The 22367-nt window shown below is 71.3% G+C and carries 22 protein-coding genes; 7 read left to right on the top strand and 15 right to left on the bottom strand.

The window, feature by feature from the left end; all coding sequences use genetic code 11:
• Positions 1 to 190 precede the first annotated feature (190 nt).
• Genes ACIF83_RS02965 through ACIF83_RS02950 form a run of 4 tightly spaced genes read left to right on the top strand, consistent with a single transcriptional unit; the run spans position 191 to position 4170 of the window.
• On the top strand, positions 191 to 1261 hold the full coding sequence (locus ACIF83_RS02965; RefSeq protein ID WP_393465225.1) for a M4 family metallopeptidase: 1071 nt from the start codon (positions 191 to 193) through the stop codon (positions 1259 to 1261).
• Between the two features lie 20 nt (positions 1262 to 1281).
• On the top strand, positions 1282 to 1548 hold the full coding sequence (locus ACIF83_RS02960) for a protealysin inhibitor emfourin (RefSeq protein ID WP_399723002.1): 267 nt from the start codon (positions 1282 to 1284) through the stop codon (positions 1546 to 1548).
• A 58-nt stretch (positions 1549 to 1606) separates the two neighbouring features.
• Positions 1607 to 2920: a GH1 family beta-glucosidase gene (locus tag ACIF83_RS02955; RefSeq protein WP_399723000.1), complete on the top strand. Its 1314-nt coding sequence runs from the start codon at positions 1607 to 1609 to the stop codon at positions 2918 to 2920.
• Positions 2917 to 4170 carry an MFS transporter gene (locus ACIF83_RS02950; RefSeq protein WP_399722998.1) on the top strand — a complete coding sequence of 418 codons (1254 nt, stop codon included), beginning with the start codon at positions 2917 to 2919 and terminating at the stop codon, positions 4168 to 4170. Before ACIF83_RS02955 ends, ACIF83_RS02950 begins: the two co-directional genes overlap by 4 nt.
• A 136-nt stretch (positions 4171 to 4306) precedes the next feature.
• Here ACIF83_RS02950 and era read toward each other — a convergent pair whose 3' ends face one another.
• The gene (gene era, locus ACIF83_RS02945) at positions 4307 to 5260 is read right to left on the bottom strand and encodes a GTPase Era (protein ID WP_393465214.1); all 954 of its coding nucleotides are present in this window, start codon (positions 5258 to 5260) and stop codon (positions 4307 to 4309) included.
• A 174-nt stretch (positions 5261 to 5434) separates the two neighbouring features.
• On the opposite strand from era, the gene ACIF83_RS02940 reads away from it, so the two are divergent.
• A complete protein-coding gene (locus ACIF83_RS02940) occupies positions 5435 to 6745 on the top strand; it encodes an ammonium transporter (RefSeq protein WP_399722996.1) in 1311 nt (436 codons plus the stop codon).
• Positions 6742 to 7080 (top strand): P-II family nitrogen regulator, encoded by a 339-nt coding sequence (locus ACIF83_RS02935; protein ID WP_393465208.1) that lies wholly within the window; start codon positions 6742 to 6744, stop codon positions 7078 to 7080. Before ACIF83_RS02940 ends, ACIF83_RS02935 begins: the two co-directional genes overlap by 4 nt.
• Here ACIF83_RS02935 and ACIF83_RS02930 read toward each other — a convergent pair.
• The 12 genes from ACIF83_RS02930 to ACIF83_RS02875 all read right to left on the bottom strand — a co-directional run bounded on the left by ACIF83_RS02930 (position 6974) and on the right by ACIF83_RS02875 (position 18705).
• Positions 6974 to 8029 (bottom strand): WxL protein peptidoglycan domain-containing protein, encoded by a 1056-nt coding sequence (locus ACIF83_RS02930; protein ID WP_399722994.1) that lies wholly within the window; start codon positions 8027 to 8029, stop codon positions 6974 to 6976. The genes ACIF83_RS02935 and ACIF83_RS02930 overlap by 107 nt on opposite strands.
• 94 nt (positions 8030 to 8123) lie before the next feature.
• Positions 8124 to 9452: a beta-xylosidase gene (locus ACIF83_RS02925; protein ID WP_399722992.1), complete on the bottom strand. Its 1329-nt coding sequence runs from the start codon at positions 9450 to 9452 to the stop codon at positions 8124 to 8126.
• Between the two features lie 182 nt (positions 9453 to 9634).
• Positions 9635 to 10111 (bottom strand): hypothetical protein, encoded by a 477-nt coding sequence (locus ACIF83_RS02920; protein WP_393465200.1) that lies wholly within the window; start codon positions 10109 to 10111, stop codon positions 9635 to 9637.
• Positions 10112 to 10297: 186 nt separating this feature from the next.
• Entirely contained in the window at positions 10298 to 10660 is a 363-nt protein-coding gene (locus ACIF83_RS02915; RefSeq protein WP_399722989.1) for a cytidine deaminase, read from the bottom strand.
• Positions 10661 to 10698: 38 nt separating this feature from the next.
• Positions 10699 to 11637: a S66 peptidase family protein gene (locus ACIF83_RS02910; RefSeq protein ID WP_398137483.1), complete on the bottom strand. Its 939-nt coding sequence runs from the start codon at positions 11635 to 11637 to the stop codon at positions 10699 to 10701.
• Positions 11638 to 11763: 126 nt separating this feature from the next.
• Complete coding sequence (locus ACIF83_RS02905) at positions 11764 to 12123, bottom strand: MmcQ/YjbR family DNA-binding protein (RefSeq protein WP_393465195.1); 360 nt, start codon at positions 12121 to 12123, stop codon at positions 11764 to 11766.
• The gene (locus ACIF83_RS02900) at positions 12120 to 13424 is read right to left on the bottom strand and encodes a hemolysin family protein (RefSeq protein ID WP_393465192.1); all 1305 of its coding nucleotides are present in this window, start codon (positions 13422 to 13424) and stop codon (positions 12120 to 12122) included. The genes ACIF83_RS02905 and ACIF83_RS02900 overlap by 4 nt, the downstream gene beginning before the upstream one ends.
• 19 nt (positions 13425 to 13443) lie before the next feature.
• Positions 13444 to 13941, bottom strand: a complete 498-nt coding sequence (gene ybeY, locus ACIF83_RS02895) for an rRNA maturation RNase YbeY (RefSeq protein ID WP_393465190.1) — start codon at positions 13939 to 13941, stop codon at positions 13444 to 13446.
• Positions 13942 to 13953: 12 nt separating this feature from the next.
• Complete coding sequence (locus tag ACIF83_RS02890) at positions 13954 to 15033, bottom strand: PhoH family protein (RefSeq protein ID WP_393465187.1); 1080 nt, start codon at positions 15031 to 15033, stop codon at positions 13954 to 13956.
• Between the two features lie 233 nt (positions 15034 to 15266).
• A complete protein-coding gene (locus ACIF83_RS02885) occupies positions 15267 to 16391 on the bottom strand; it encodes a carbohydrate kinase family protein (protein ID WP_393466945.1) in 1125 nt (374 codons plus the stop codon).
• Between the two features lie 80 nt (positions 16392 to 16471).
• On the bottom strand, positions 16472 to 17812 hold the full coding sequence (locus tag ACIF83_RS02880) for a glucarate dehydratase family protein (protein WP_398137430.1): 1341 nt from the start codon (positions 17810 to 17812) through the stop codon (positions 16472 to 16474).
• Positions 17809 to 18705, bottom strand: coding sequence for a 5-dehydro-4-deoxyglucarate dehydratase (locus tag ACIF83_RS02875; RefSeq protein ID WP_398137484.1), 897 nt, complete (start codon positions 18703 to 18705; stop codon positions 17809 to 17811). Before ACIF83_RS02875 ends, ACIF83_RS02880 begins: the two co-directional genes overlap by 4 nt.
• A 514-nt stretch (positions 18706 to 19219) precedes the next feature.
• Here ACIF83_RS02875 and ACIF83_RS02870 point away from each other — a divergent pair.
• The gene (locus ACIF83_RS02870; RefSeq protein WP_399722986.1) at positions 19220 to 20482 is read left to right on the top strand and encodes an MFS transporter; all 1263 of its coding nucleotides are present in this window, start codon (positions 19220 to 19222) and stop codon (positions 20480 to 20482) included.
• Here the strand turns inward: ACIF83_RS02870 and ACIF83_RS02865 are convergent.
• Positions 20446 to 21438, bottom strand: a complete 993-nt coding sequence (locus ACIF83_RS02865) for an adenosine deaminase (protein ID WP_399722984.1) — start codon at positions 21436 to 21438, stop codon at positions 20446 to 20448. The two genes, ACIF83_RS02870 and ACIF83_RS02865, sit on opposite strands and share 37 nt — an antisense overlap.
• A gap of 20 nt (positions 21439 to 21458) precedes the next feature.
• Entirely contained in the window at positions 21459 to 22364 is a 906-nt protein-coding gene (locus tag ACIF83_RS02860; RefSeq protein WP_399722981.1) for a ribonuclease Z, read from the bottom strand.
• Positions 22365 to 22367 lie beyond the last annotated feature (3 nt).

Here is a 22367-nt window from a genome sequence, read left to right as displayed (position 1 = left end):
TGCTCCGCATGCTAGCCGAGCGGCGCCTCACCGCGAGGGTTCGTATCAGTATGCGGGACCGTGAGGGCAAAACGGACAAAAAGTGCGCCATACCACTTTGACTACGCGGAGTGAGCCCGATGTCACCGTATTTCACCAATCATGGTTGCGAGTAGTGACAGTCGGATCACACAGTGCAAGGGTGCCGGGCATGACGACCAACGGGGGCTTCCAGCCCGTCTTCTGCACGATCGTGCCGCCGCACGTCCTCGACCGGCTCGCCCGGAACGAGGACCCCGCGCTCTCCCGGCCCGCCCGCCGGTCCCTGGAGCACGACGCGTACCAGCGCACCCACCGCCGCCTGACCACGGTGATCGGCGCACCCGCCGTCGCCGCGCCCGCCGGGGCCGTGGCCGACCAGCCGCACCGCACCATCTACGACGCCGGCCACCAGCAGGACCTGCCCGGCACTAAGGTCCGCGAGGAGGGCGCCGAGCCCGGTGCGGACGCCACGGTCAACCGCGCCTACACGGGCCTCGGTGCCACCTTCGAGCTGTACCTGAAGGCGTACGGCCGCAACTCCATCGACGGCGAGGGGCTGCCGCTGGACGCGACCGTGCACTTCGGCACGGACTACGACAACGCCTTCTGGAACGGCGAGCAGATGGTGTTCGGCGACGGCGACAACGAGATCTTCCTGGACTTCACCATCCCGGTGGACGTCATCGGCCACGAGCTGACCCACGGCGTCACCCAGCACACCGCCAACCTGACCTACTTCGGTCAGCCCGGCGCGCTCAACGAGTCGGTCTCCGACGTCTTCGGCTCGCTGATCAAGCAGTACGCACTCGGCCAGTCCGCGGCCGAGGCCGACTGGCTGATCGGCGCGGGCCTGCTCGCCCCGCGCGTCACCGGCACCGCCCTGCGCTCCATGAAGGCGCCGGGCACGGCGTACGACGACGACGTCCTCGGCAAGGACCCGCAGCCCGCGACCATGGACGACTACGTCCGCACCGGCCGCGACAACGGCGGCGTGCACATCAACTCGGGCATCCCGAACCACGCCTTCTACCTGGTCGCCACGGCCATCGGCGGCAACGCCTGGGAGCGGGCCGGCCAGATCTGGTACGACGTCCTGACCGGCGGCGAGCTGAAGCAGGACGCCGGCTTCGCCGACTTCGCCACGCTGACCGTCCAGGCGGCCCGCGAGCGCTACGGCGCCGGCGACGAACTCCAGGCCGTGCAGAAGGCGTGGGAGCAGGTGGGGGTGCGGACGCTGTAGTTCCGTACTAGAAGTGACCCATGCGTATCCAAGTACGGCGCACGGGCGGCTTCGCGGGCATCGAGCGCCGGGCCGAGGTCGACACCTCGGGCCGGCCCGACGCCCATGAGTGGCACGCCCTGGCCGAACGCGCCCTCGCGTCCGGCCGGGGCACACGCCCGGCCGGGGTCCCGGACGGCTTCAGCTACGAGATCACCGTGGACGGCCGGACGGTGTACGCGGCCGATCCCCGACTGACCGAGGCAGAGCGGGAGTTGATCTCCCGGGTGCTGAAGGAGGGTGCGTAACCGCTGTTTCACGCCGGGGCGTTGACTTCCGTTACCGGGGGTAAGGATGATCCCCGCCATGGCGACTGATGCAGGCAATCCGATCCCCCGCTTCCCGGCCGGCTTCCTGTGGGGTGTGGCGACCTCCGCCCACCAGATCGAGGGCGCGGCCGACGAGCGCGAGGCGTCCGTGTGGGACGTGTTCACGGCCGAGCCGGGGCGGGTGAAGGACGGCACGACGGCGGCGGTGGCCTGCGACCACTACCACCGCTACCGGGAGGACGTGGCCCTCCTGGCCGGCCTCGGCGTGGACGCGTACCGCTTCTCCGTCTCGTGGCCCCGCGTGAACTCCCCCGGCGGCCTGGACTTCTACGACCGCCTGGTCGACGAGCTGTGCGCGGCCGGCGTACGGCCCGTGCCCACCCTCTTCCACTGGGACCTGCCCGCCTCGCTGGACTGGCTGGAGCGGGACACGGCGGCCCGGTTCGCCGACCACGTGTCCGTGGTGGCCGAGCGCCTCGGCGACCGCGTCACCAAGTGGATCACCCTCAACGAGCCCGCCGAGCACACCCTGCTGGGCCACGCCCTGGGCGCCCACGCCCCCGGCAAGCGGCTGCTCTTCGACGCGCTCCCGGCCGCCCACCACCAGCTCCTCGCCCACGGTCTCGCCGTGCAGGCCCTGCGCACGGCCGGCGCGACGGACATCGGCATCGCCAACTCCCACGGCCCGACCTGGCCCGCCTCCGCGGAACCCGCCGACCAGGAGGCGGCGGGCTTCTACGACCTCCTCCTCAACCGGCTGTTCGCCGAGCCGATCGTGCTGGGCGCCTACCCGGAGGGCATCGGCGACCTGATGCCCGGCGACGTGTCCGCCGACCTGAAGGTCATCTCCGAGCCGATCGACTGGTACGGCATCAACTACTACGCGCCGACCCGGGTGGGCGCCCCGCAGGGCACCGAGATCGAGTTCGGTGGCCTGACCATGCCGGCCGAACTCCCCTTCTCCGTGCGGGAGATCGAGGACCGCCCGGTGACCGACTTCGGCTGGCCGGTCGTCCCGGAGGGGCTCACGGAGCTGCTCACGACCTTCCGCGACCGCTACGGCGACCGGCTCCCGCCGATCGTCATCACCGAGAACGGCTGCTCCTACGAGGGCATCGACGACCAGGACCGCATCGCCTACCTGGACGGCCATGTCCGCGCCCTGCACGCGGCGCTGGAGGCCGGGGTGGACGTGCGCGGCTACTTCGTCTGGTCGCTGATGGACAACTTCGAGTGGGCGGAGGGCTACGCGCGCCGCTTCGGCCTGGTCCACGTGGACTACGAGACCCAGCGACGCACCCCGAAGGCCTCCTACCACTGGTTCCGGGACGTGCTGCGGGCGCAGAGATGACCACCGCCCGCGCCTCGGCCGCCCTCGCCGAGCCCGTGGAGCGGGTCGGCCGCGGCTGGACGGCGGCGCTCTCGCTGGCCAACGGGGCGATCTGGGTGGGCTGGTTCGGCCCGCTGCAGATCCTGCTCGCCTCCCAGGCGGGGGACTTCGCGCCCGGCTCCGGGATGTCGAAGGAGACGATGCTGGCGTGGGTGACGGGGGCGGGCGCGGTGGTCTCGCTGCTAGCCAACCCGTTCTTCGGCGCCCTGTCCGACCGGACCACCGCCCGCTGGGGCCGCCGTACCCCGTGGATCGTGGCGGGCGCGGCGGGCGGTGCGCTCTCCCTCCTGCTGCTCGCGGGCGCGGGCGGGCTGTGGACGATGACGCTGGGCTGGTGCCTGGTGCAGCTCACGCTGAACGCGGCCTTCGCGGCGGTGACCGCGGCCGTGCCGGACCGGGTGCCGCGGCTCCAACGGGGCTCGGTGGGCGGCTGGCTGGGAGCGGCGCAGATCCTGGGCGTGGTCGGCGGGACGGGTCTGGCGACGGCGGCGGGCGGGGTCGGCGCCGGGTACACGGCCTGCGCGGTGTTCACGGTGGTGGGCGTCCTGCCCTACGTACTGCGCTACGAGGACCTGCGCCTGGCACCGGAGGACCGGTCACCCTGGTCCTGGCGCGGCTTCCTGGCCTCGTTCTGGCTGAGCCCACGCCGTCACCCCGACCTGGCCTGGGCCTGGCTGACCCGCTTCCTGATCAACCTCAGCAACTCGCTGGTGCTGCTGTATCTCCTCTACTACCTGCGCGACCGCCTGCACTACTCCGACCCCGACCAGGGTGTCCTCGTCCTCACTGCGGTCAACAGCCTGACGCTGATGGCGACGGTCGTGGCGGGCGGCGCCTGGTCGGACCGGGTGGGTCGGCGCAAACCGTTCGTCGTCTGGTCGGGCGTGCTGATGGCGGTGGCCACGGCGGCCCTGTCCGGCTGGCAGACCTGGCCGGGGGCCGTCGTCGCGTCGGCGCTCCTGGGGATCGGCTTCGGCGTCTTCACCTCGGTCGACTTCGCCCTGATGACCGACGTCCTGCCGAAGGCCCTGGACCGGGGCAAGGACCTCGGCGTCATCAACGTGGCCAACGCCCTCCCCCAGGTGGCGGCCCCGGTCCTGGCGGCACCGATAGTGACGTACCTCGGCGGCTACCGGGTGCTGTACCTGGTGGCGGCGGTGATCGGGCTGGCGGGGGCGGTGCTGGTGGGGCGGATCAGGGGCGTGGCGTGAGCTGCCGGGACAGGTCACCGGCAAGTCCTGACCGCCCCGACGCCTCGGCCCGCCCCGGCTCGTCGTCGGCTGCCACGGCGACGTCCCTGAGCAGCCCGAGCTCGACGTGGAGGTCCAGGGGCAGAGCCCCAGGGCCTCAGAACCCCAGCTTGCGCAGCTGCTTCGGGTCCCGCTGCCAGTCCTTGGCGACCTTGACGTGGAGGTCCAGGAAGACCGGCGTGCCCAGCAGAGCCTCGATGTGCTTGCGGGACTTGATGCCGACCTCCTTGAGGCGCTTGCCCTTGGGGCCGATGATGATGCCCTTCTGGCTGGGGCGCTCGATGTAGACGTTGGCGTGGATGTCGAGGAGGGGACGGTCGGCGGGGCGGTCCTCGCGCGGGAGCATCTCCTCCACGACGACGGCGATGGAGTGCGGCAGTTCGTCGCGGACGCCCTCCAGGGCCGCCTCGCGGATCAGTTCCGCGATCATGACCTGCTCGGGCTCGTCGGTGAGGTCACCCTCGGGGTAGAGCGCCGGGCCCTCCGGCAGCAGCGGGACGATCAGGTCGGCCAGCAGGCCCACCTGCTTGTCTCCGACCGCCGACACCGGCACGATCTCCGCCCACTCGAAGCCCAGCTCCTTGCCCAGCTGGTCGATGGCGATCAGCTGCTCGGCGAGGGTCTTGGAGTCGACCAGATCGGTCTTGGTGACGATCGCGACCTTCGGGGTCTTCTTGATGCCGGCGAGTTCCTTCGCGATGAAACGGTCGCCGGGGCCGATCTTCTCGTTCGCGGGAAGGCAGAAGCCGATCACGTCGACCTCCGCCCACGTCGTCCGTACGACGTCGTTGAGCCGCTCGCCGAGCAGCGTGCGCGGCTTGTGCAGGCCCGGGGTGTCCACCAGGATGAGCTGGGCGTCGGGCCGGTGCACGATGCCGCGCACCGTGTGCCGCGTCGTCTGCGGCTGGTCGGCGGTGATCGCCACCTTCTGCCCGACCAGAGCGTTCGTGAGGGTGGACTTGCCCGCGTTGGGGCGGCCCACGAAGCAGGCGAAGCCGGCGCGGTGGGCGGACTCGGCCGGCTGCTCGGATGACTGGGTACGAACGCTCATGGCGACCATTCTCCCTGATCCACGAAGCCGCGCCGTACCAGTGGGGTGCACCCCGTCCTCACGTGAGCTTTCGGAAACCCCCACGCAACGAAACGTCACGGAAACACACCCGTACGCAACCGGAAACGCTCACCGGTGACCCTCTGACGAGCCCGCACACCGTTGGAGACGCCCGTGACCCTCGCCGCCGCGCACGTGAACACCGGCGACACCGCATGGCTGCTCGCAGCCACCGCCCTCGTCCTGCTGATGACTCCGGGACTGGCCCTGTTCTACGGCGGCATGGTCCGCACGAAGAGCGTCCTCAACATGCTGATGATGAGCTTCGTGTCGATCGCCCTGGTGACGGTGGTGTGGCTGGCGGCCGGTTACTCGCTGGCCTTCGGCGACGACATCGGCGGCGGGCTGATCGGCGGGCTGGAGCACGCCGGCATGAGCGGCCTCGGCCCGGACAGCGTGCACGGCTCGGTCCCCACCCTCCTCTTCGCGACCTTCCAGCTCACCTTCGCGATCATCACGGCGGCGCTGATCAGCGGCGCGGTCGCGGACCGTACGAAGTTCTCGGCCTGGCTGGTCCTCGTCCCGGTATGGACGCTCCTGGTATACGTTCCGGTCACCCACTGGGTGTGGGGCCCGGGCGGCTGGATCCTGGACAACCTCGGTGCGCTCGACTTCGCGGGCGGTCTGCCCGTCGAGATCACCTCCGGCGCCTCCGGCCTCGCCCTGTGCCTGGTCCTCGGCCCCCGCCTGGGCTTCAAGAAGGACGCGATGCGTCCGCACAACCTGCCCATGGTGGTCCTCGGCGCCGGTCTGCTCTGGTTCGGCTGGTTCGGCTTCAACGCGGGCTCCGCGCTCGGCGCGAACGGCCTGGCCGCGGCCGCCTTCCTCAACACCCTGGCCGCCGGCTGCACCGGCCTGCTCGGCTGGCTCTTCGTCGAGCAGCGGCGCGACGGCCACCCGACCACCCTGGGCGCCGCCTCCGGCGCGGTGGCCGGCCTGGTCGCGATCACGCCCTCCTGCGGCACGGTCTCCCTGCTCGGCGCGCTGGTCGTGGGCCTGGCCGCCGGTGTCGTCTGCTCCTACGCGGTGAGCTGGAAGTTCAAGCTGAACTACGACGACTCGCTGGACGTCGTCGGCGTTCACCTGGTCGGCGGTGTCATCGGCACCCTCCTCATCGGCCTGTTCGCCGAGAAGGCGATGACCGGCGGCGTCGAGGGCCTGTTCTACGGCGGCGGGCTCGCCCCGCTCGGCAAGCAGCTGCTGGCCGTCGTGGTCGTCGCGGGGTACGCCTTCACGGTGACGTACGGCCTCGGCAAGCTGATCGACCGGGTGCTGGGCCTGCGGGCGAGCGAGGAGCAGGAGCACACCGGCCTGGACCTTACGGTGCACGCCGAGACGGCTTACGATCACGGGGTCCTGGGACATGGCGCCCCGGTCTCCTCCTCCGTCGTCCCCACCGCCCAGAAGGTCAAGAGCCAGGCATGAAGCTCATCACCGCGATCGTCAAGCCGTACCGCCTGGACGCGGTCAAGACCGCCCTGCAGGAGCTGGGTGTGCACGGTCTGACCGTGACCGAGGCGAGCGGCTACGGCCGTCAGCGCGGCCACACCGAGGTGTACCGGGGGGCCGAGTACCGCGTCGACCTGGTGCCGAAGGTCCGGATCGAGGTCGTGGTCGAGGACGCGGTCGCCGACGACGTGATCGACGCGATCGTCAGCGCCGCGCAGACGGGGAAGATCGGGGACGGGAAGGTGTGGGCAGTGCCCGTGGAGACCGTCGTACGGGTGCGGACCGGCGAGCGCGGCCCCGACGCGCTCTGACCAGCAGCACTCCGGTCACCACTCCGGCCACGAACACGAGCCCGGCGAGCAGCCACGGCAGCGCGAAGAAGGAGGCGCTCGCCGACTGGCGGGTGTCCGGCGCGCTCGCGGTCAGGGTGATGTCGCCCCAGTCGAGCTGGGGTGCCCCGTGCCAGGTCTCGGTGAGCCGCACCCGCTGCCCCGGCAGCAGCTCGGACGGGACCCCGGTCAGGTCGCGGTCGAGCAGCGTACGGCCGAACAGCCCGCGCGCCTTCAGCTCCACCTTGGGGTCGAGGGTGACGTTCCCGGTGTTGCGCAGGGTGTAGCCGATGGTGGCCGTGCTGTCGCCGAGGCCGGGGACGAGTGGCTGGTGGTGGCTGATGTGCACCTGCTCGACGGAGATCGCGGACAGCGTGGGCCCGCCGACCCGGAGATAGACCCGGGCACCGACGGCCCGCTGCACGCCGAGCGCCAGCTTGCCGCTGCCGGGGTCGATCCTCCCCGACTCTCGGCTTTGCTCGAGCGGGGGGTCCCCCACGTCGAGCGCGACGATCGCGCCCGGGTGATCGCCCGGTTCGGCGCCCTGAGGCACCTTCAGGGTGAAGGGCACGGTGACGGTCCTGTGGCCGGGCACGGTGACGCGTGACTTCGCGGGCCGCGCCCAGGCGCCCACCCCGCGCATCCGCTCCTTCAGGGTCCGTACGGCGAACCCGCCGTCGCGGGCGGTGTTGTAGGCGTCGGCCGCGTAGAGCCGGAACGTGAGCGGCCTGCCGGTCTTGTTCGCGACGGCGACCTTGTCGGTGAGGGTCTGCCCGGGGTCGGCCGAGAGGTAGAAGTAGGGGCGCGCGGCGACCTTGGAGGCGACCGGGTAGACCGACCAGCTGCCGTTGTCGGCGGCGTGGGCCGGTGCGGTGGACACCCCCAGGGCGAGGCAGATGAGGCTCAGGAGGAGGACGTACGGCTTGCGCATGGGTGCGGACCCCCCATGGGCTCGGGTCGTGGCGGTCGGGCGGGTGCGGCCCCGTGGTGCGGCGGGCGCCCGGCCACCGTGGTGGATGTTCGGGTCAGGTGAGGGTGAGGGTCAGGACGCCGGAGTACGAGCCCGGAGGCGTGAACGCCGGTACGTCCAGGGAGAGTCCGGCGTCGACGGTGAACTCACCGCCGGTGAGCGTGGCGTCCGGGGTCGACGCGAGGGTCGCTCCCGAGGTGCCCACCGTGCCCGTCGAACCGGCCTTGCAGGTGCTGGGGCTGCCCGCCTTGGTGACGCAGGCGGGGGTCCAGCTCAGTCTGCTCGCGTCGATCTTGGCGCCGGGGCCCGTGAAGTCGGTGACCTTGCCGGTCAGGGACCAGCCCGCGGGCCCGCCGCGGAAGTCCTTGACCGTCACCGTCTGCAGGGCTCCGCTGGAGGCCCCGCCCTTGCCGAAGTCGACCGACGACAGCGCGACGGCGTCCCCGGCCTGGGACATGGACAGGGTGCCCGCCTTGACGGTGGTGGTCAGCTTCTGGCTGCCGGCCGGGACGGGCGTGTTGTCGTTGACGACGTAGGCCGCGGGGCCCGCGCCCTTGTCCGCGCTCCAGGAGCCGCCTTCGTAGGCCACGATCCCGGTCGTCGTCTTGTCGTTGACGACCAGCGAACCACTGAAGGAGCCCGAGGCGCCCGCGGTCACGGTGGCGGTGTCCGCGGTCTGGGTGCCCCCGGCCCGCCCGGCCAGGGTGACGGTGGCGCCCGGCGTGAAGTTGCTGCCGTTGACCGTGACACCGGCACCCGGGTCACCGGAGGCCGAACCCAGCGAGATGGCACGGGTGTTGGCCGGAGTCCCGTCGGTCGCGGTGACGGTCTGCGACACCGGGGCGGGCGGGTTGGTGACCGTGCAGGGGGTGTCCAGTTCGAGGATGTAGCTGGTGTGGATGTTGTAGTCGCCCGGCGAGAGGGTGATCTGGCCGGCCTTGGTGACGGTGAACGTCCCGGTCATGGAGAAGGACGGGAACGCGGCCTTCCCCGGCACCGGGGGGTTCTTCTTCGGTCCGGCGACGGTGACGTCACCGGTCTGGGCGCCGCCGAGGGTGACCTTGCCGGTCGGAGTCATGATGTCGGCCGGCAGGGCCAGGTCGGTGGGGTTGCTGGCGGCGGCCGTGACCACGGTGTAGGTCACGGTGACCGTGTCGCCGACCTTCGGGCTGGCGTTGTCCACCGACACGCTCCCTGTGGTGGTGCCGTCGATCGGCGGGATGCCCGCGACTGCGGGCGGGATGCAGTGCGTGGCGAAGTCCACGTTCGTACCGGCGGCACCGGCCGGACAGGCCAGTGCGCCGCCCGCGGTGACCGCGAGGGCGGTCGCCCCGAACAGTGACGCCCAGCGCCACCGTCGGGATCTTCGGGGTGTCGAACCCATGGGGGCCCCTCCTGAGGGTTGCGGGCGCAGCGGCTCATCTGCGCCGACAGGGGGCATTGATGTGGAGCCCGCGTGAGAAGTCAATGGAGACGCCGCAGAAATCTGACGGATCATCAGTTTCTGCGGCATCCCCGGGAGATCCGGAACTATCCGGAACAGATCACTCAGGTCACTCGGGTCACTCAGTCGAACACGAACGGCCCGGGCGACTGCTTGCCGGTGGCCGTACAGGTGACGTTGATCCCGAAGATCGTCATCTGCAGCGAGCCGCCGTACGCCTCCAGGCTGTCACCGGAGGCCACGGTGCCGGTGAGCGGGCCGGCGGTGACCGGGTCGCCGGCGGCCATGGCCGGGTTCTTCGTCCCGGTGAAGACGGTGGTGCCGCCGCTCGCCCTGACCAGGGTGAGCTTGGAGGTGATGGAGTCCTTCGCCACCGCGACCGGCGCCTTGACCGCGGTGGAGGTGAGGGTGATGGTGGCCGAGGTGCCGCTCTGGGTGGCGGTGAGCGTGGCCGCGCCACCGCCGAAGATGCCGCAGCTCGCGTTGATGGTCGCCGTCTGGGGAGTGACGGCGGCAGCGGTGGGCGCGAAGGCGAGTCCGGTGACCGCGAGGGCCCCGGCGACCAGCGCCGCACCTGTTGCCGTGCGCTTGCCTCTCATGGGGATCCGCTTCCCTTCCCTGTGGGGATGCCATGTGGGGATGGTCGGAAGGTGCGCCGACGAACGAGCAGGCCTGAGCAGGTGGGTGCGGGCACGCTGCGGCGGCGGTGCGGATCTGACGGATCGTCGGAACTTACGGCTCCATTGATGCGCGAGAGGCAGGCGACGGCAAGGATGAAATCCGGACTACTCCGCGGCACCCGCCGGGACGGTCAGCTTCACGGCCCCGTCGGGCCCGGCGAGCAGCACCGGCGTCTCAGCCCCTCCAAGGTCGGCCACAGCGGCTCGGTCCTCCGCCGGAACGGACTCCGCCTCGCTCACCACGGCCGCCGCCTCCAGCGACTTCGCCCCGGAGGCCACGGCCATGGCGACAGCGGTCTGCAGGGCGCTCAGCTTCAGCGAGGCCAGCTGCACCGACCCGGCGACATACGTGCGCCCGGTCTCGTCCCGTACGGCCGCGCCCTCGGGCACGCCGTTGCGGGCCCGGGCGGAACGGGCCAGGGTGACGATCTTGCGGTCCTCGGGGTCAAGCGCGTTGCTGTCGGTCATGCCCCGAGCATACGGACCGGCCCGGACCTGCGACGAGGTCAGTCCAGGGTCTGAACGATCTCGCTCCGGGCGGCCGTGTGCACCACCCGGGCACGGGCGCCGTTCACCAGCGGGAGGTAGGGCGCCACGTGGCCGCACTCGACGTCCGCGACGATCGGTACGCCCAGGGAGCCGAGGGCGTCGAGGACGGCCTCGTGCTGGGTGAGGGTGCGGCCGTCGGGGGCGTGGGTGCGGCCCACGAGGACGGCGGTCGCGCGGTCGAAGAAGCCGGCGAGGCGCATGCCGTGCAGGTTGCGGCAGATGGTGTACGCGTTGTCCTCGGCGGCCTCGACGTAGACCAGCAGTCCCTCGTCGCCGGCGAAGGACGAGGTGTTCAGGTACGGCGTGCCGGCGAAGTTGGCGAGGGTCTCGATGCAGCCACCGATCAGCCGGCCCTCGACGTCCACGTCACCGGTGCCGTCGAGCCGGGTCCAGGTGCCCTCGGCGTCCAGGGTGAGGTCCCGTACATCCGCGTGGAACCGGTAGTCGTCGAAACCGCCCGACCGGTGGCGGCCCGGCGGGGTCTGGGAGAGCGGCCCGCCCTGCGGCGCCGCCACGATGTCGAGCCAGGACAGCAGGCCCTCGGGCGTCCGGTACGGCGTGTCCATGAGGTTGTTGCCGTGCACGGTCGCGACCCCGGTGAGCAGGGTCAGGGGCGTGATCAGGGTCGACATGTCGGACCAGCCGACCACCCACGTCGGCTCGGCCCGCCCGATCTCCTCGAAGTCCAGCAGCGACAGCAGGTCGATCGCCGTCTCCCCGCCCCAGGGCGGTACGACCGCCCGGATCGCCGGGTCGGTCAGCATCTCGGTCAGCTCGGCGGCGCGTTCGGCGGCGGGGGCGCTGATGTGCCCCGAGCCGTCCATGCACCGGCCGACGACCACCTCGTACCCTCGCGCCTCCAGGTCGCGTATCGCCACGTCGAGGCGCCCGCGCATCTTCTCGGGCACCCCGCTGGAGGGGGAGGTCACACCGACACGGTCACCAGGGCGCAGCGGGCGCGGATATCGCACAGAAGACATGCCGGATTCTGACACGTGGTCAGAGGGGCCCGGCAAACGCATTTACGGCCGGTCCAGCCGCAGCCGCTCCGCCCTCGGCAGGCCCGCGACGACGAGGTCGTACGAGTCCTCGATCAGCTCGCGGACCAGGCGGTCCGGGAGTTCGCCGTCCACGGTGACGGTGTTCCAGTGCCGCTTGTTCATGTGGTAGCCGGGGATGATCAGTCCCTCGTGCTCACTGCGCAGCCGGACCGCGTCCTCCGGGTCGCACTTGAGGTTGACCGTCAGGGGCCGCGCGTCCAGCCAGCTCAGCGCGAACATCTTGCCCAGGACCTTGAAGACCGAGACGTCCGGGCTGAACGGGAAGTCCTCGACCGCCGCGTTGAAGGACAGGCAGAAGGCGCGCAGCTCCTCGGGGGTCACTCGGGCTTCTCCCCCTCGGGCGGGTCCGCCGGGCCCACCGGCTCCACAAGGACGGTCACGATCTTGTTCCGGCGGCCGGCCGCGGCCTCCGCGGTCAGGCGCAGCTCGCGGCCGTCGGGCAGTTCCACGACCGAGGACGCACCGGCGATGGGCACGCGGCCGAGCGCCTTGGCGAGCAGGCCACCGACGGTCTCCACGTCCTCGTCGTCGTACTCCTCCAGGCCGTACAGCTCGCCGAGGTCGGTGATGTCGAGGCGCGCGGTGACCCGGTAACGGTCGTCGCCGAGGTCCTCCACGGGCGGGAGTTCACGGTCGTACTCGTCGGTGATCTCGCCGACGATCTCCTCGAGGATGTCCTCGATGGTGACGATGCCGGCGGTGCCGCCGTACTCGTCGATGACGACGGCGACGTGGTTGCGGTCCTTCTGCATCTCACGCAGCAGGTCGCCGGCGTTCTTGGTGTCGGGGACGAAGACCGCCGGGCGCATGGCCGTGGACACCAGGTCGTTCTCGGCGTCGCGGCTGATGTGCGTCTTGCGGACCAGGTCCTTCAGGTACACGATCCCGACGACGTCGTCCTCGCTCTCACCGGTGACCGGGATCCGCGAGAAGCCGGAGCGCAGGGCGAGGGTGAGCGCCTGCCGGATGGTCTTGTAGCGCTCGATCACCACCAGGTCGGTGCGCGGGACCATGACCTCCCGTACGAGGGTGTCGCCCAGCTCGAAGACCGAGTGCACCATGCGGCGCTCCTCGTCCTCGATCAGCGACTCCTTCTCGGCGAGGTCGACCAGTGCGCGCAGCTCCGCCTCGGAGGCGAACGGACCGCGGCGGAAGCCCTTGCCGGGGGTGAGCGCGTTGCCGATGAGGATGAGGAGCGACGGGATCGGACCCATGATCCGGGCGAGGGGCAGCAGCACGTACGCCGCCGCCGTCGCCGTGTTCAGCGGGTGCTGGCGGCCGATGGTGCGCGGGGAGACGCCGACGGCGACGTACGACACCAGGACCATCACGCCGATGGCGACCAGCAGGGCCTGCCAGGTGGCCGCGAACTCCTGCAGGCAGGCGTACGTCACCAGGGCCGCGGCCGCCATCTCGCAGGCGACGCGGACCAGCAGGGCCACGTTCAGATAGCGGGTGGGGTCGGCGGCGACCTGGGCCAGCTTGGCGCTGCCGCGCCGGCCGTTGCGCACGGCCTCCTCGGCGCGGAAGCTGGAGACGCGCGCGATGCCCGCCTCCGCGCACGCGGCCAGCCAGGCGACGACGACCAAAGCGATCGCGCCGATCACGATCTGCGGACTCATGCGAAGACCGGCCCTCGGACTACGAGACGGTCGGCGCCGGCGACGGGCCGGTCAGCCCGCGCTCGGCCCGCCACCCGTCCACGATGGCGGCCTGGAGCCCGAACATCTCGGCCTTCTCGTCGGGCTCCTCGTGGTCGTACCCGAGCAGGTGCAGCACTCCGTGGACGGTGAGCAACTGGAGCTCCTCGTCCATGGAGTGCTGCGTCGGCGCTTCCGCGCCCTGCTTGGCGGCGACCTCCGGGCACAGCACGATGTCGCCGAGCAGCCCCTGCGGCGGCTCGTCGTCGTCCTTCGCGGGCGGCCGCAGCTCGTCCATCGGGAACGACATGACATCGGTGGGACCCGGCAGATCCATCCACTGGATGTGCAACTGCTCCATGGCGTCGGCGTCCACGACGATCACCGAGAGCTCGGAGAGCGGGTGGATGCGCATCCGCGCGAGCGCGTAGCGGGCGATGTCGAGGACCGCCTGCTCGTCTACCTCGGTGCCGGACTCGTTGTTGACGTCGATCGACATGGTCGTGCTGTTCTACTTCCCCTTGGAGCCCTTGGCACCGGGCCTGCCGTGGCCGCCCTTGTGGGCGCCGTTCTCGGTGCCGTGCTTGCTGTCGTACAACTCGTACGCGTCGACGATACGGCCCACCAGCTTGTGCCGTACGACATCGTGGGACGACAACCGGGAGAAGTGGACGTCCTCGACGCCCTCCAGGATCTCCTGCACCTGCCGCAGACCGCTCTTCGTGCCGTTCGGCAGGTCGACCTGCGTCACGTCACCGGTGATCACGATCTTCGAGTCGAAGCCGAGGCGGGTGAGGAACATCTTCATCTGTTCGGGGCTCGTGTTCTGGGCCTCGTCGAGAATGATGAAGGCGTCGTTGAGCGTACGGCCACGCATGTACGCGAGCGGCGCGACCTCGATCGTGCCCGCGGCCATCAGGCGCGGGATCGAGTCCGGGTCGAGCATGTCGTGCAGCGCGTCGTACAGCGGGCGCAGATAGGGGTCGATCTTCTCGTAGAGCGTGCCCGGCAGGAAGCCGAGGCGCTCGCCGGCCTCGACCGCGGGACGGGTCAGGATGATCCGGTTGACCTGCTTGGACTGCAGGGCCTGCACGGCCTTGGCCATGGCCAGGTAGGTCTTGCCGGTACCGGCGGGGCCGATGCCGAAGACGATCGTGTGCTTGTCGATCGCGTCGACGTACCGCTTCTGGTTGAGCGTCTTGGGGCGGATGGTGCGGCCACGGGAGGACAGGATGTTCTGCGTCAGTACCTGGGCCGGGGTCTCCGGTCCGTCGTTCGTCCCGTCCTCACTCGCCTTGAGCATGGCGATCGAGCGTTCCACTGCGTCCTCCGTCATCGGCTGCCCGGTGCGGAGCACCAGCATCATCTCGTCGAACACGCGCGAAATGAGGGCGACGTCCGCAGGGTCGCCGACCGCGCTGATCTCATTGCCCCGGACATGGATGTCGGCTGCCGGGAAGGCCTTCTCGATCACGCGCAGAAGGGAGTCGCCGGAACCCAGCACGGTCACCATGGGGTGCTGGGCGGGGACGGTGAGGTGCGCTCTCGCCTGCTCCTGCGCGGGGGTGTGAGCTGTGGGTGTCTGAGTCATGGGCCGGCGCTGTAGGCCTGCGGTTCCTCCTCGTCACGGCCGCATAGCTGAGGGCGGCCTCGCGATTCCAGGGTACGACGGTGGACTGACAAGGCCGTAGGGCTTTTCGCAGGGGGACTTCTCGGCCACTTCTCTGCCCACCGGGCCGGGCGGCGCGGCCACTCTTCCGCCTACCGAGTCGGGTGGTGGGTGGGCACAGGCCAGGGGTCCAGGGGGCGGAGCCCCCTGGTTGCTCAGCTGGACCGACGGAACCCGATGGTCGGCACGGCCCGCCGCAGCGGCCACGGCCGGTCCAGCTGAGCCGGCACCAGCCCTTCAAGGAACTCGAACCGCTGCAACGCCATCGGCTCCTGCCCCGGAAGGGACTGCACCTTCCGCCACCACGCCCCGATCTCCGACCACCCCGGCGCCGACAGCGAGCCCCCGAACTCCTGCACCGACAGCGCCGCCGTGAGCCCGGCAAAGGCAAGACGGTCGGCGAGCGGCCACCCCGCCAGCGTGCCGGTCACGAACCCGGCCACGAAGACGTCCCCCGCCCCGGTGGGATCCAGCGCCTCCACCGCGATCGCGGGCACCTCGGCCGTCTCCCCCGTACGCCGGTCCACCGCGTACGCCCCCTCCGCCCCGAGCGTCACCACCGCCAGCGGCACGTACTCGGTCAGCGCCCGCGCCGCCGCCCGCGGGCAGTCCACGCCGGTGTACCGCATCGCCTCCTGCGCGTTGGGCAGGAACGCCTCGCAGTGTTCGAGATCGGCGAGACCCCCCAGGTCCCAGGCCCCGGTGTCGTCCCAGCCGACGTCCGCGAAGACCCGGGTGCCCGCGCGGGCGGCCTGGGCGATCCAGGGGGCGCGCGTGCCGGGAACCAGGGAGGCGACGGCCGCACGCGCGCGGGGCGGGAAGTCCGGCGCCGGCTCCTCAGGCGGCGGCTCGTGACCGTGGGACACCATGGTCCGCTCGCCCTCGTAGGCCATGGAGACGGTCACCGGCGAGTGCCAGCCGGGCACGGTCCGCGAGAGGGTGAGGTCGATGCCCTCGCCCTGTGCCAGCGCGTCCCAGCAGTACTCGCCGTAGTGGTCGTCCCCGAAGGCCGCCGCGAGGGACGTCCGCAGACCGAGGCGGGCGAGCGCGGCGGCCATGTTGGCGACCCCGCCCGGGCTGGATCCCATCCCCCGGGCCCAGGACTCGGTGCCGCGCACGGGCGCCGAGTCCAGGCCGGTGAAGATGATGTCGAGGAAGACGGTGCCCGTGAGGTAGACGTCCCAGGGCGGATCGTCCGGTGCGCGCAGGGCGACCAGCGGGTCGACCTGGACCCGGCAGGGCGCTGCACGGGTGAGGTGCTCCGGTTCCTCTCCGGCGATCGTGTGGGACGGGGTCACGGTGCGCTCCCTGAGGTGATGCGGATCTGGCCAGTGTGCACCAGATCCCACCCGGGGCGCGGCTACCAGCGAGGCATCACCGGCGTCCGCCACTGCGGCTCGGCCACCCGCATCGCCGCAGCGTCGTCGCGCTCGCGCATCGTGCCGTCGTCCTCGGCCCACCGCCGGTGCAGCCGGGCCAGCTCGTCCCGGTCCAGTTCGATGCCGAGGCCGGGTGCGTCGGACACCGCGACCCTGCCGTCGGCGAACGCGATCCGCTCGGTGAGGACGTCCTCGGACTGCCAGGGGTAGTGGGAGTCGCAGGCGTGGTGCAGGCCGGGCACGGTGGACGCCACCTGGGTCATGGCGGCGAGGCTGATGCCGAGGTGGGTGTTGGAGTGCATGGACACCCCGACGCCGAAGACGTCGCAGATCGCGGCGAGGTGCTGGGTGTTGCGCAGTCCGCCCCAGTAGTGGTGGTCGGAGAGCACCACCTGGACGGCGTCCTTGGCGAACGCCTCCTTGATCTCGCCGAACGTGGTCACGCACATGTTGGTGGCCAGCGGGACGCCCGCCCGTCGCCCACCGCCCCCCTTGTCCGAGGCGCTTCGCGCCGCCCCTCTCAATCCGGCCGACACCTCGGCCATCGCGGGAGTGCCCAGGGTCGGGTCCTCCAGGTACTCCAGGACGTCCCCGAGTTCCTCGGCCACCTTCAGCGAGGTCTCGACGGACCAGGCGCCGTTGGGGTCGAGTCGCAGCGGATGCCCGGGGAAGGCCTCGGCGAGGGCGCGTACGGCCGCGATCTCCTCCTCGGGCGGGAAGACACCGCCCTTGAGCTTGAAGGAGGTGAACCCGTAGCGCTCCTTGAACTTCCGTGCCTGGGCGACGACTCCGGCGGGGTCCAGTGCGGCACCCCAGTCGTCCGGCTCGGCGGTGACGCCCTCCGGGTGGCCGGCCCACTTGTAGAAGAGGTAGGCGCTGTACTCGACCGCGTCCCGCACCCTGCCGCCGAGCAGTGCGTGCACGGGGAGGCCGAGTGCCCGGCCCTGCGCGTCCAGGCAGGCCACCTCGAAGGCGGAGAGCACGGACAGCCGCAGCTTGTCGGCGCTCTGCACGCCCCGCAGACCGCCGGCGTCCACGGCGCCCCTGATCCGGTCCTCGTCCACGGCGAGGTCCAGCGCGAACAATCCGTTCACATCCATGACCGAGCGTCCGGGAAGGCGCTCGGCGAGAGGGCGGGCCAGCTCCAGATACTTGGTGTCGCCGTAGGTCTCGCCGAGCCCGGTGATCCCGTCGGCCGTGACGACCTCCACGATCAGCCGGGGGGTGTACGGCTGGTGCACGCCCTGGGTGTTGAGCAGCGGCGCGTCGGCGACCAGGATCGGTGTCAGGCGTACCTCGGTGATGGTCAGGTCACGGGTCACAGGGAGGCTCCTACGAGGTCGAGTCCGGCGGTGAGGAGGGCCTTCAGGTCGGCGAGGTCGGCGGGCGAGGGGTCGGTGAGCGGGGCGCGGACGGGGCCGACGCGTTCACCGCGCAGCCGGGCCGCCGCCTTCACCAGGGACACCGCGTATCCGGGTGCGCGGTCGCGGAGTTCGACGAAGGGGACGTAGAAGTCGCGCAGCAGCTTCCCGGTCGTGCCGTGGTCGCCGCTCTGCAGCGCACCGAAGAAGGCGCCCGCGATCTCGGGGGCGAAGGCGTGCACGGCGGAGGAGTAGGCGGGGACGCCGACGGTGGCGTAGGCGCGGGCCTGGATCTCGGCGGTGGCGGCACCGTTGAAGAACAGGAAGTCCTCGGGGGCGGCGAGGGTGAGGCGCTGGAGGCGGTCGAGGTCACTGTGGCCGTCCTTGAGGCCGATGACGTTCGGGATGCGCGCGATGCGCCGCAACGAGGCCACACCATAGGCGACCTGGCCGCGCTGGTAGGCGACGATCGGCAGCCGGGTGCGGGCCGCGAGCTGCTCCAGCTGGGCGGCGAGGCCCTCCTGCGGGGCGGCGACCAGGTAGTGCGGCAGCACGAGCAGGGCGTCGGCGCCGGCCTCCTCGGCGATCCGCGCGAACCGGGCGGCCTGCGCCCAGCCGTATCCGGTCCCGGCCACCACCGGCACCTGCCCGGCCGCCTCCTCGACGGCGACGGTGACGACCTGCCGGTACTCCTCCTCGTCCAGCGAGAAGAACTCGCCGGTGCCGCAGGCCGGGAAGAGGGCCCCGGGACCGGCCGCGAGCCGCGCGGCGACATGGGCGCGCAGACCGTCCGGGTCCAGGGAGCCGTCGTCGTGGAAGGCGGTGAGCGGGAAGGACAGCACGCCGTGCGCCATGCCCTCCCGCAGCCGCCGCGTCACGTCCTGCGGAGTCGGGTCGCCGCCCACCTGACCATCTCCCCTTATGAATGTTGTCTATGTATGAGAACAGAGGCTAGATACATGGACACATGAGAGTCAATGAGGGAACAGCAAAAGAGCCCCACCCCGCACATAGCGGGATGGGGCTCTACTGGAGCGCCGGGCAGGCCTTGCACCTGCATTTCCCCGCAGGAAGCGGGGCGTCTTTCCTTGGACCACCAACGCACTGTCCGGCACCGGGAGTTCCGGCGACCGCGACGTGATCAACCATAGCGCATCCGGCCGGGAGCGAGCCAACTCGCCGGCAAGGGGGCTACTCCTACCCCGGCCTACTGATCACAAACTCAGACGTGACCCGGATCACGCCACCCGACCTTCTTCCCGAACCTCGTAATTGATACAACTTGCTCGCGCGTTCCTGTCCGTCGACGGTCGTCGCTCATCCCCCCCTCTTTTCTGAGCCGCTGCTCCCGTCCGCCCTGGAACGCCCGTGTCCGCCCCCCGCTCCCTGCCCTGGCCCCTCGTCGCCCTTTTCACGGCCGGGTACCTCGCCCCGTACCTGCTGCCGACCGCCGTCGGCCGCCTCGACACCGGGCTTCCGCTCTCCACCACCCAGGCCGGTGCCATCGGCAGTGCGCTGCTGCTGAGTTCGGCCGCGGCGGGCTTCCTGCTGGCCTCCCTCGTCGAGCGGATCGGCGCCCGCACCCTCGCCCGGCTCGGGCTCGCGCTCGCCTTCCTCGGCTACGGCGGGGCCGCGCTCACCGGAGTCGTACCGGCCGTCGTCGCGGGCGCGCTGGTCGGCGGGTTCGGATCCGGCACGGTCACGGCGGTCGCCGCCGGTGGCATCGCCGGGCAGCAGGACCCTCACCGGGTCACCACGCTCGGCCTGCTCGGCGTCTCCGGCCTCGCGGGCGCCCTCTACCTGACGATCCCGCACCTCGGCCCCGGCCACGGGCAGCCCCTTGCCGCGATCGCGCTGACCGCCCTCGCGGTCTGGCCGCTCACCGGCCGCCTGTCCGGCCGTACGGCCCCGGCCCGCACCCTCCCCCACGCTCGAACACGCTCGCGCGGGGGGACCCCCATCGAGCGCCGCCGGCTCCCCCACCTGCGCGCCGGTCTGCTGCTGGCCGCCACCATGCCCTGCTGGTCCCTGGCGCAGAACTCCCTGTGGGGCGTCAGCGGCCGCATCGGTCTCGACCAGGCACACCTCACCGAGGTCACCGTCGGCGCGGTGTTCGCGGTCGCGCTCGGCGCCGGCCTTCTCGGGGTCGTGGGCGCGGGAGCACTCGGGCCGCGGCTGGGCCGGGCGGTGCCGATCGGTGTGGGTACGGCGCTCATCGCGGGCTGCATCGCACTCAGCGCGTCGGCGACCGACCTGGCGTCCTTCGCCGGGGGCGAGATCGCCTGGAACGTGGTCTACCCGGTCGTGCTGTCGTACGTCATCGGCCTCGCCGCCTCCCTCGACCCGCGCGGCCGCTGGGCGGTGTTCGTCGGCTCCGCCGCGTCCCTGGGCACGGCAGCGGGCCCGCTGGCCGGGAGCATGCTGGCGGCGTGGGCGGGCTTCCCGGTGATGGGCGAGGTGCTGGCCGTCGGGCTGCTGGCGGTGGCGGTGCCGATGACGGTGGTGGCACTGCGGGCGGGCAGGCAGACGGTCTCCGTGGTGGAGATCCAGGTGGACACCCCGGCCGTGCCTGCCCGGCCCGCGTACGACACCGCCTACCCGAACTCGTACGCCTCGACCTCGGCGAGGTAACGGGCCCGCCGCTCCTCGTCGTCCTCCAGGAAGGACGCGAGGAAGGAGTTGCGGGCCAGCTCGCGCATCTGCTCCCTGGGCAGCCCGAGGGCGTCGCGCACCGCGTGGTAGTTGTCGGCGACGTACCCGCCGAAGTAGGCCGGGTCGTCGGAGTTGACCGTGCAGAGCAGACCCGCGTCGAGCATGGCCGGAAGGGGATGGTCCGCGAGGACGTCCACCGCTCGCAGCCGGACGTTGGACAGCGGGCACAGGGTCAGCGGGATGCGCTCCCGCACCAGCCGCTCGACCAGCTCCGGGTCCTCCATGCAGCGCAGGCCGTGGTCGATCCGCTCGACACCGAGGACGTCCAGCGCCTCGGTGATGTACGCGGGCGGACCCTCCTCACCGGCGTGCGCCACCCGGCGCAGCCCGAGTGCGGCGGCGGCCTCGTACACCTCCCGGAACTTCACCGGCGGGTGCCCGATCTCGGCCGAGTCGAGGCCGATGCCGGTGATCCGGTCCAGGTAGGGTCTGGCCGCCTCCAGGGTCTCGAGCGCCGAGTCGGCGGACTCGTCGCGCAGGAAGCACATGATGAGCTTCGTGGAGACGCCGTGGTTCTCCTCGCTGCGGCCGAGCGCGCGCCACAGCCCCTCCACGACCGTGCCCATGGCCAGGCCCCGCGCGATGTGGGCCTGCGGGTCGAAGAAGATCTCCGCGTGCCGCACGCCCTGCGCGGCGGCCCGGGCGAGGTAGGCGTCGGCCAGATCGGCGAAGTCCTGCTCGGTGCGCAGGACGGCCATCAGCTCGTAGTACAGGTTCAGGAAGGACTGGAGGTCCGCGAACTGGTACGCCTTGCGCAGCTCGTCGGTGTCGGCGTAGGGCAGCTCGACGCCGTTGCGGGCGGCCAGCTCGAACGCCAGCTCGGGCTCCAGGGTGCCTTCGATGTGGAGGTGCAGTTCTGCTTTGGGGAGGGGCATCAAAGCATCGTAAGCGTGATTTATCCGCGCTTCGGAACCGGCACTCGCAGCAGGTCGTGCGCCACGGTCAGCTCCCCCTCGAACCCGGCGGAACGCGCCTGCCGCTCGAAGGCTTCGGGGTCGGAGTAGCGCTGGCTGAAGTGGGTGAGGACGAGGTGCCGTACCCCCGCGTCCCGTGCCACGGCCGCCGCCTGGCCGGCCGTGAGATGGCCGTGGTCCTCGGCGAGTTCGAGGTCCTCGTCGAGGAAGGTGGACTCGATGACCAGCAGGTCACAGCCCTCGGCGAGCGCGTGCACCCCGTCGCACAGCCGGGTGTCCATGACGAACGCGAACCGCTGCCCGCGCCGTACCTCGCTGACCTCGTCCAGGGTCACGTCCCCGAGCCGGCCCTCGCGCTGGATCCGGCCGACGTCCGGCCCCTTGATCCCGTGCGCGGCGAGCCGGTCGGGCAGCATGCGGCGGCCGTCGGGTTCGACCAGCCGGTAGCCGTAGGACTCGACGGGGTGGGACAGCTTGCGGGCCTCCAGCGTGTACGACGGAGTCCGTGCGAGGGTGCCGTCGGCGTCGACCGGTGCCTCGGTGAGGCGGACGGTCTCCCGGTACGCGGTCGCGTACCGCAGCCGGTCGAAGAAGCGCTGCCCGGAGCGCGGATAGTGCGCGGTGACCTCGTGCGGCACCTGGTCGAGGTTGATCCGCTGGATCACCCCGGCGAGGCCGAGGGAGTGGTCGCCGTGGAAGTGCGTGACGCAGATCCGGTTCAGGTCGTGGGCGGCGACCCCGGCGCGCAGCATCTGCCGCTGGGTGCCCTCGCCCGGGTCGAACAGGATGCCCTCGCCGTCCCAGCGCAGCAGGTAGCCGTTGTGGTTGCGGTGCCGGGTCGGAACCTGGCTGGCGGTGCCGAGGACCACCAATTCACGTACGGACATGAC

This window comes from Streptomyces sp. NPDC085866 (genome assembly GCF_044541035.1).
Classification (GTDB): Bacteria; Actinomycetota; Actinomycetes; order Streptomycetales; family Streptomycetaceae; genus Streptomyces.
The sequence above is the reverse complement of the archived record's forward strand: the minus strand, read 5'-3'. Positions and strand labels throughout refer to the sequence as shown.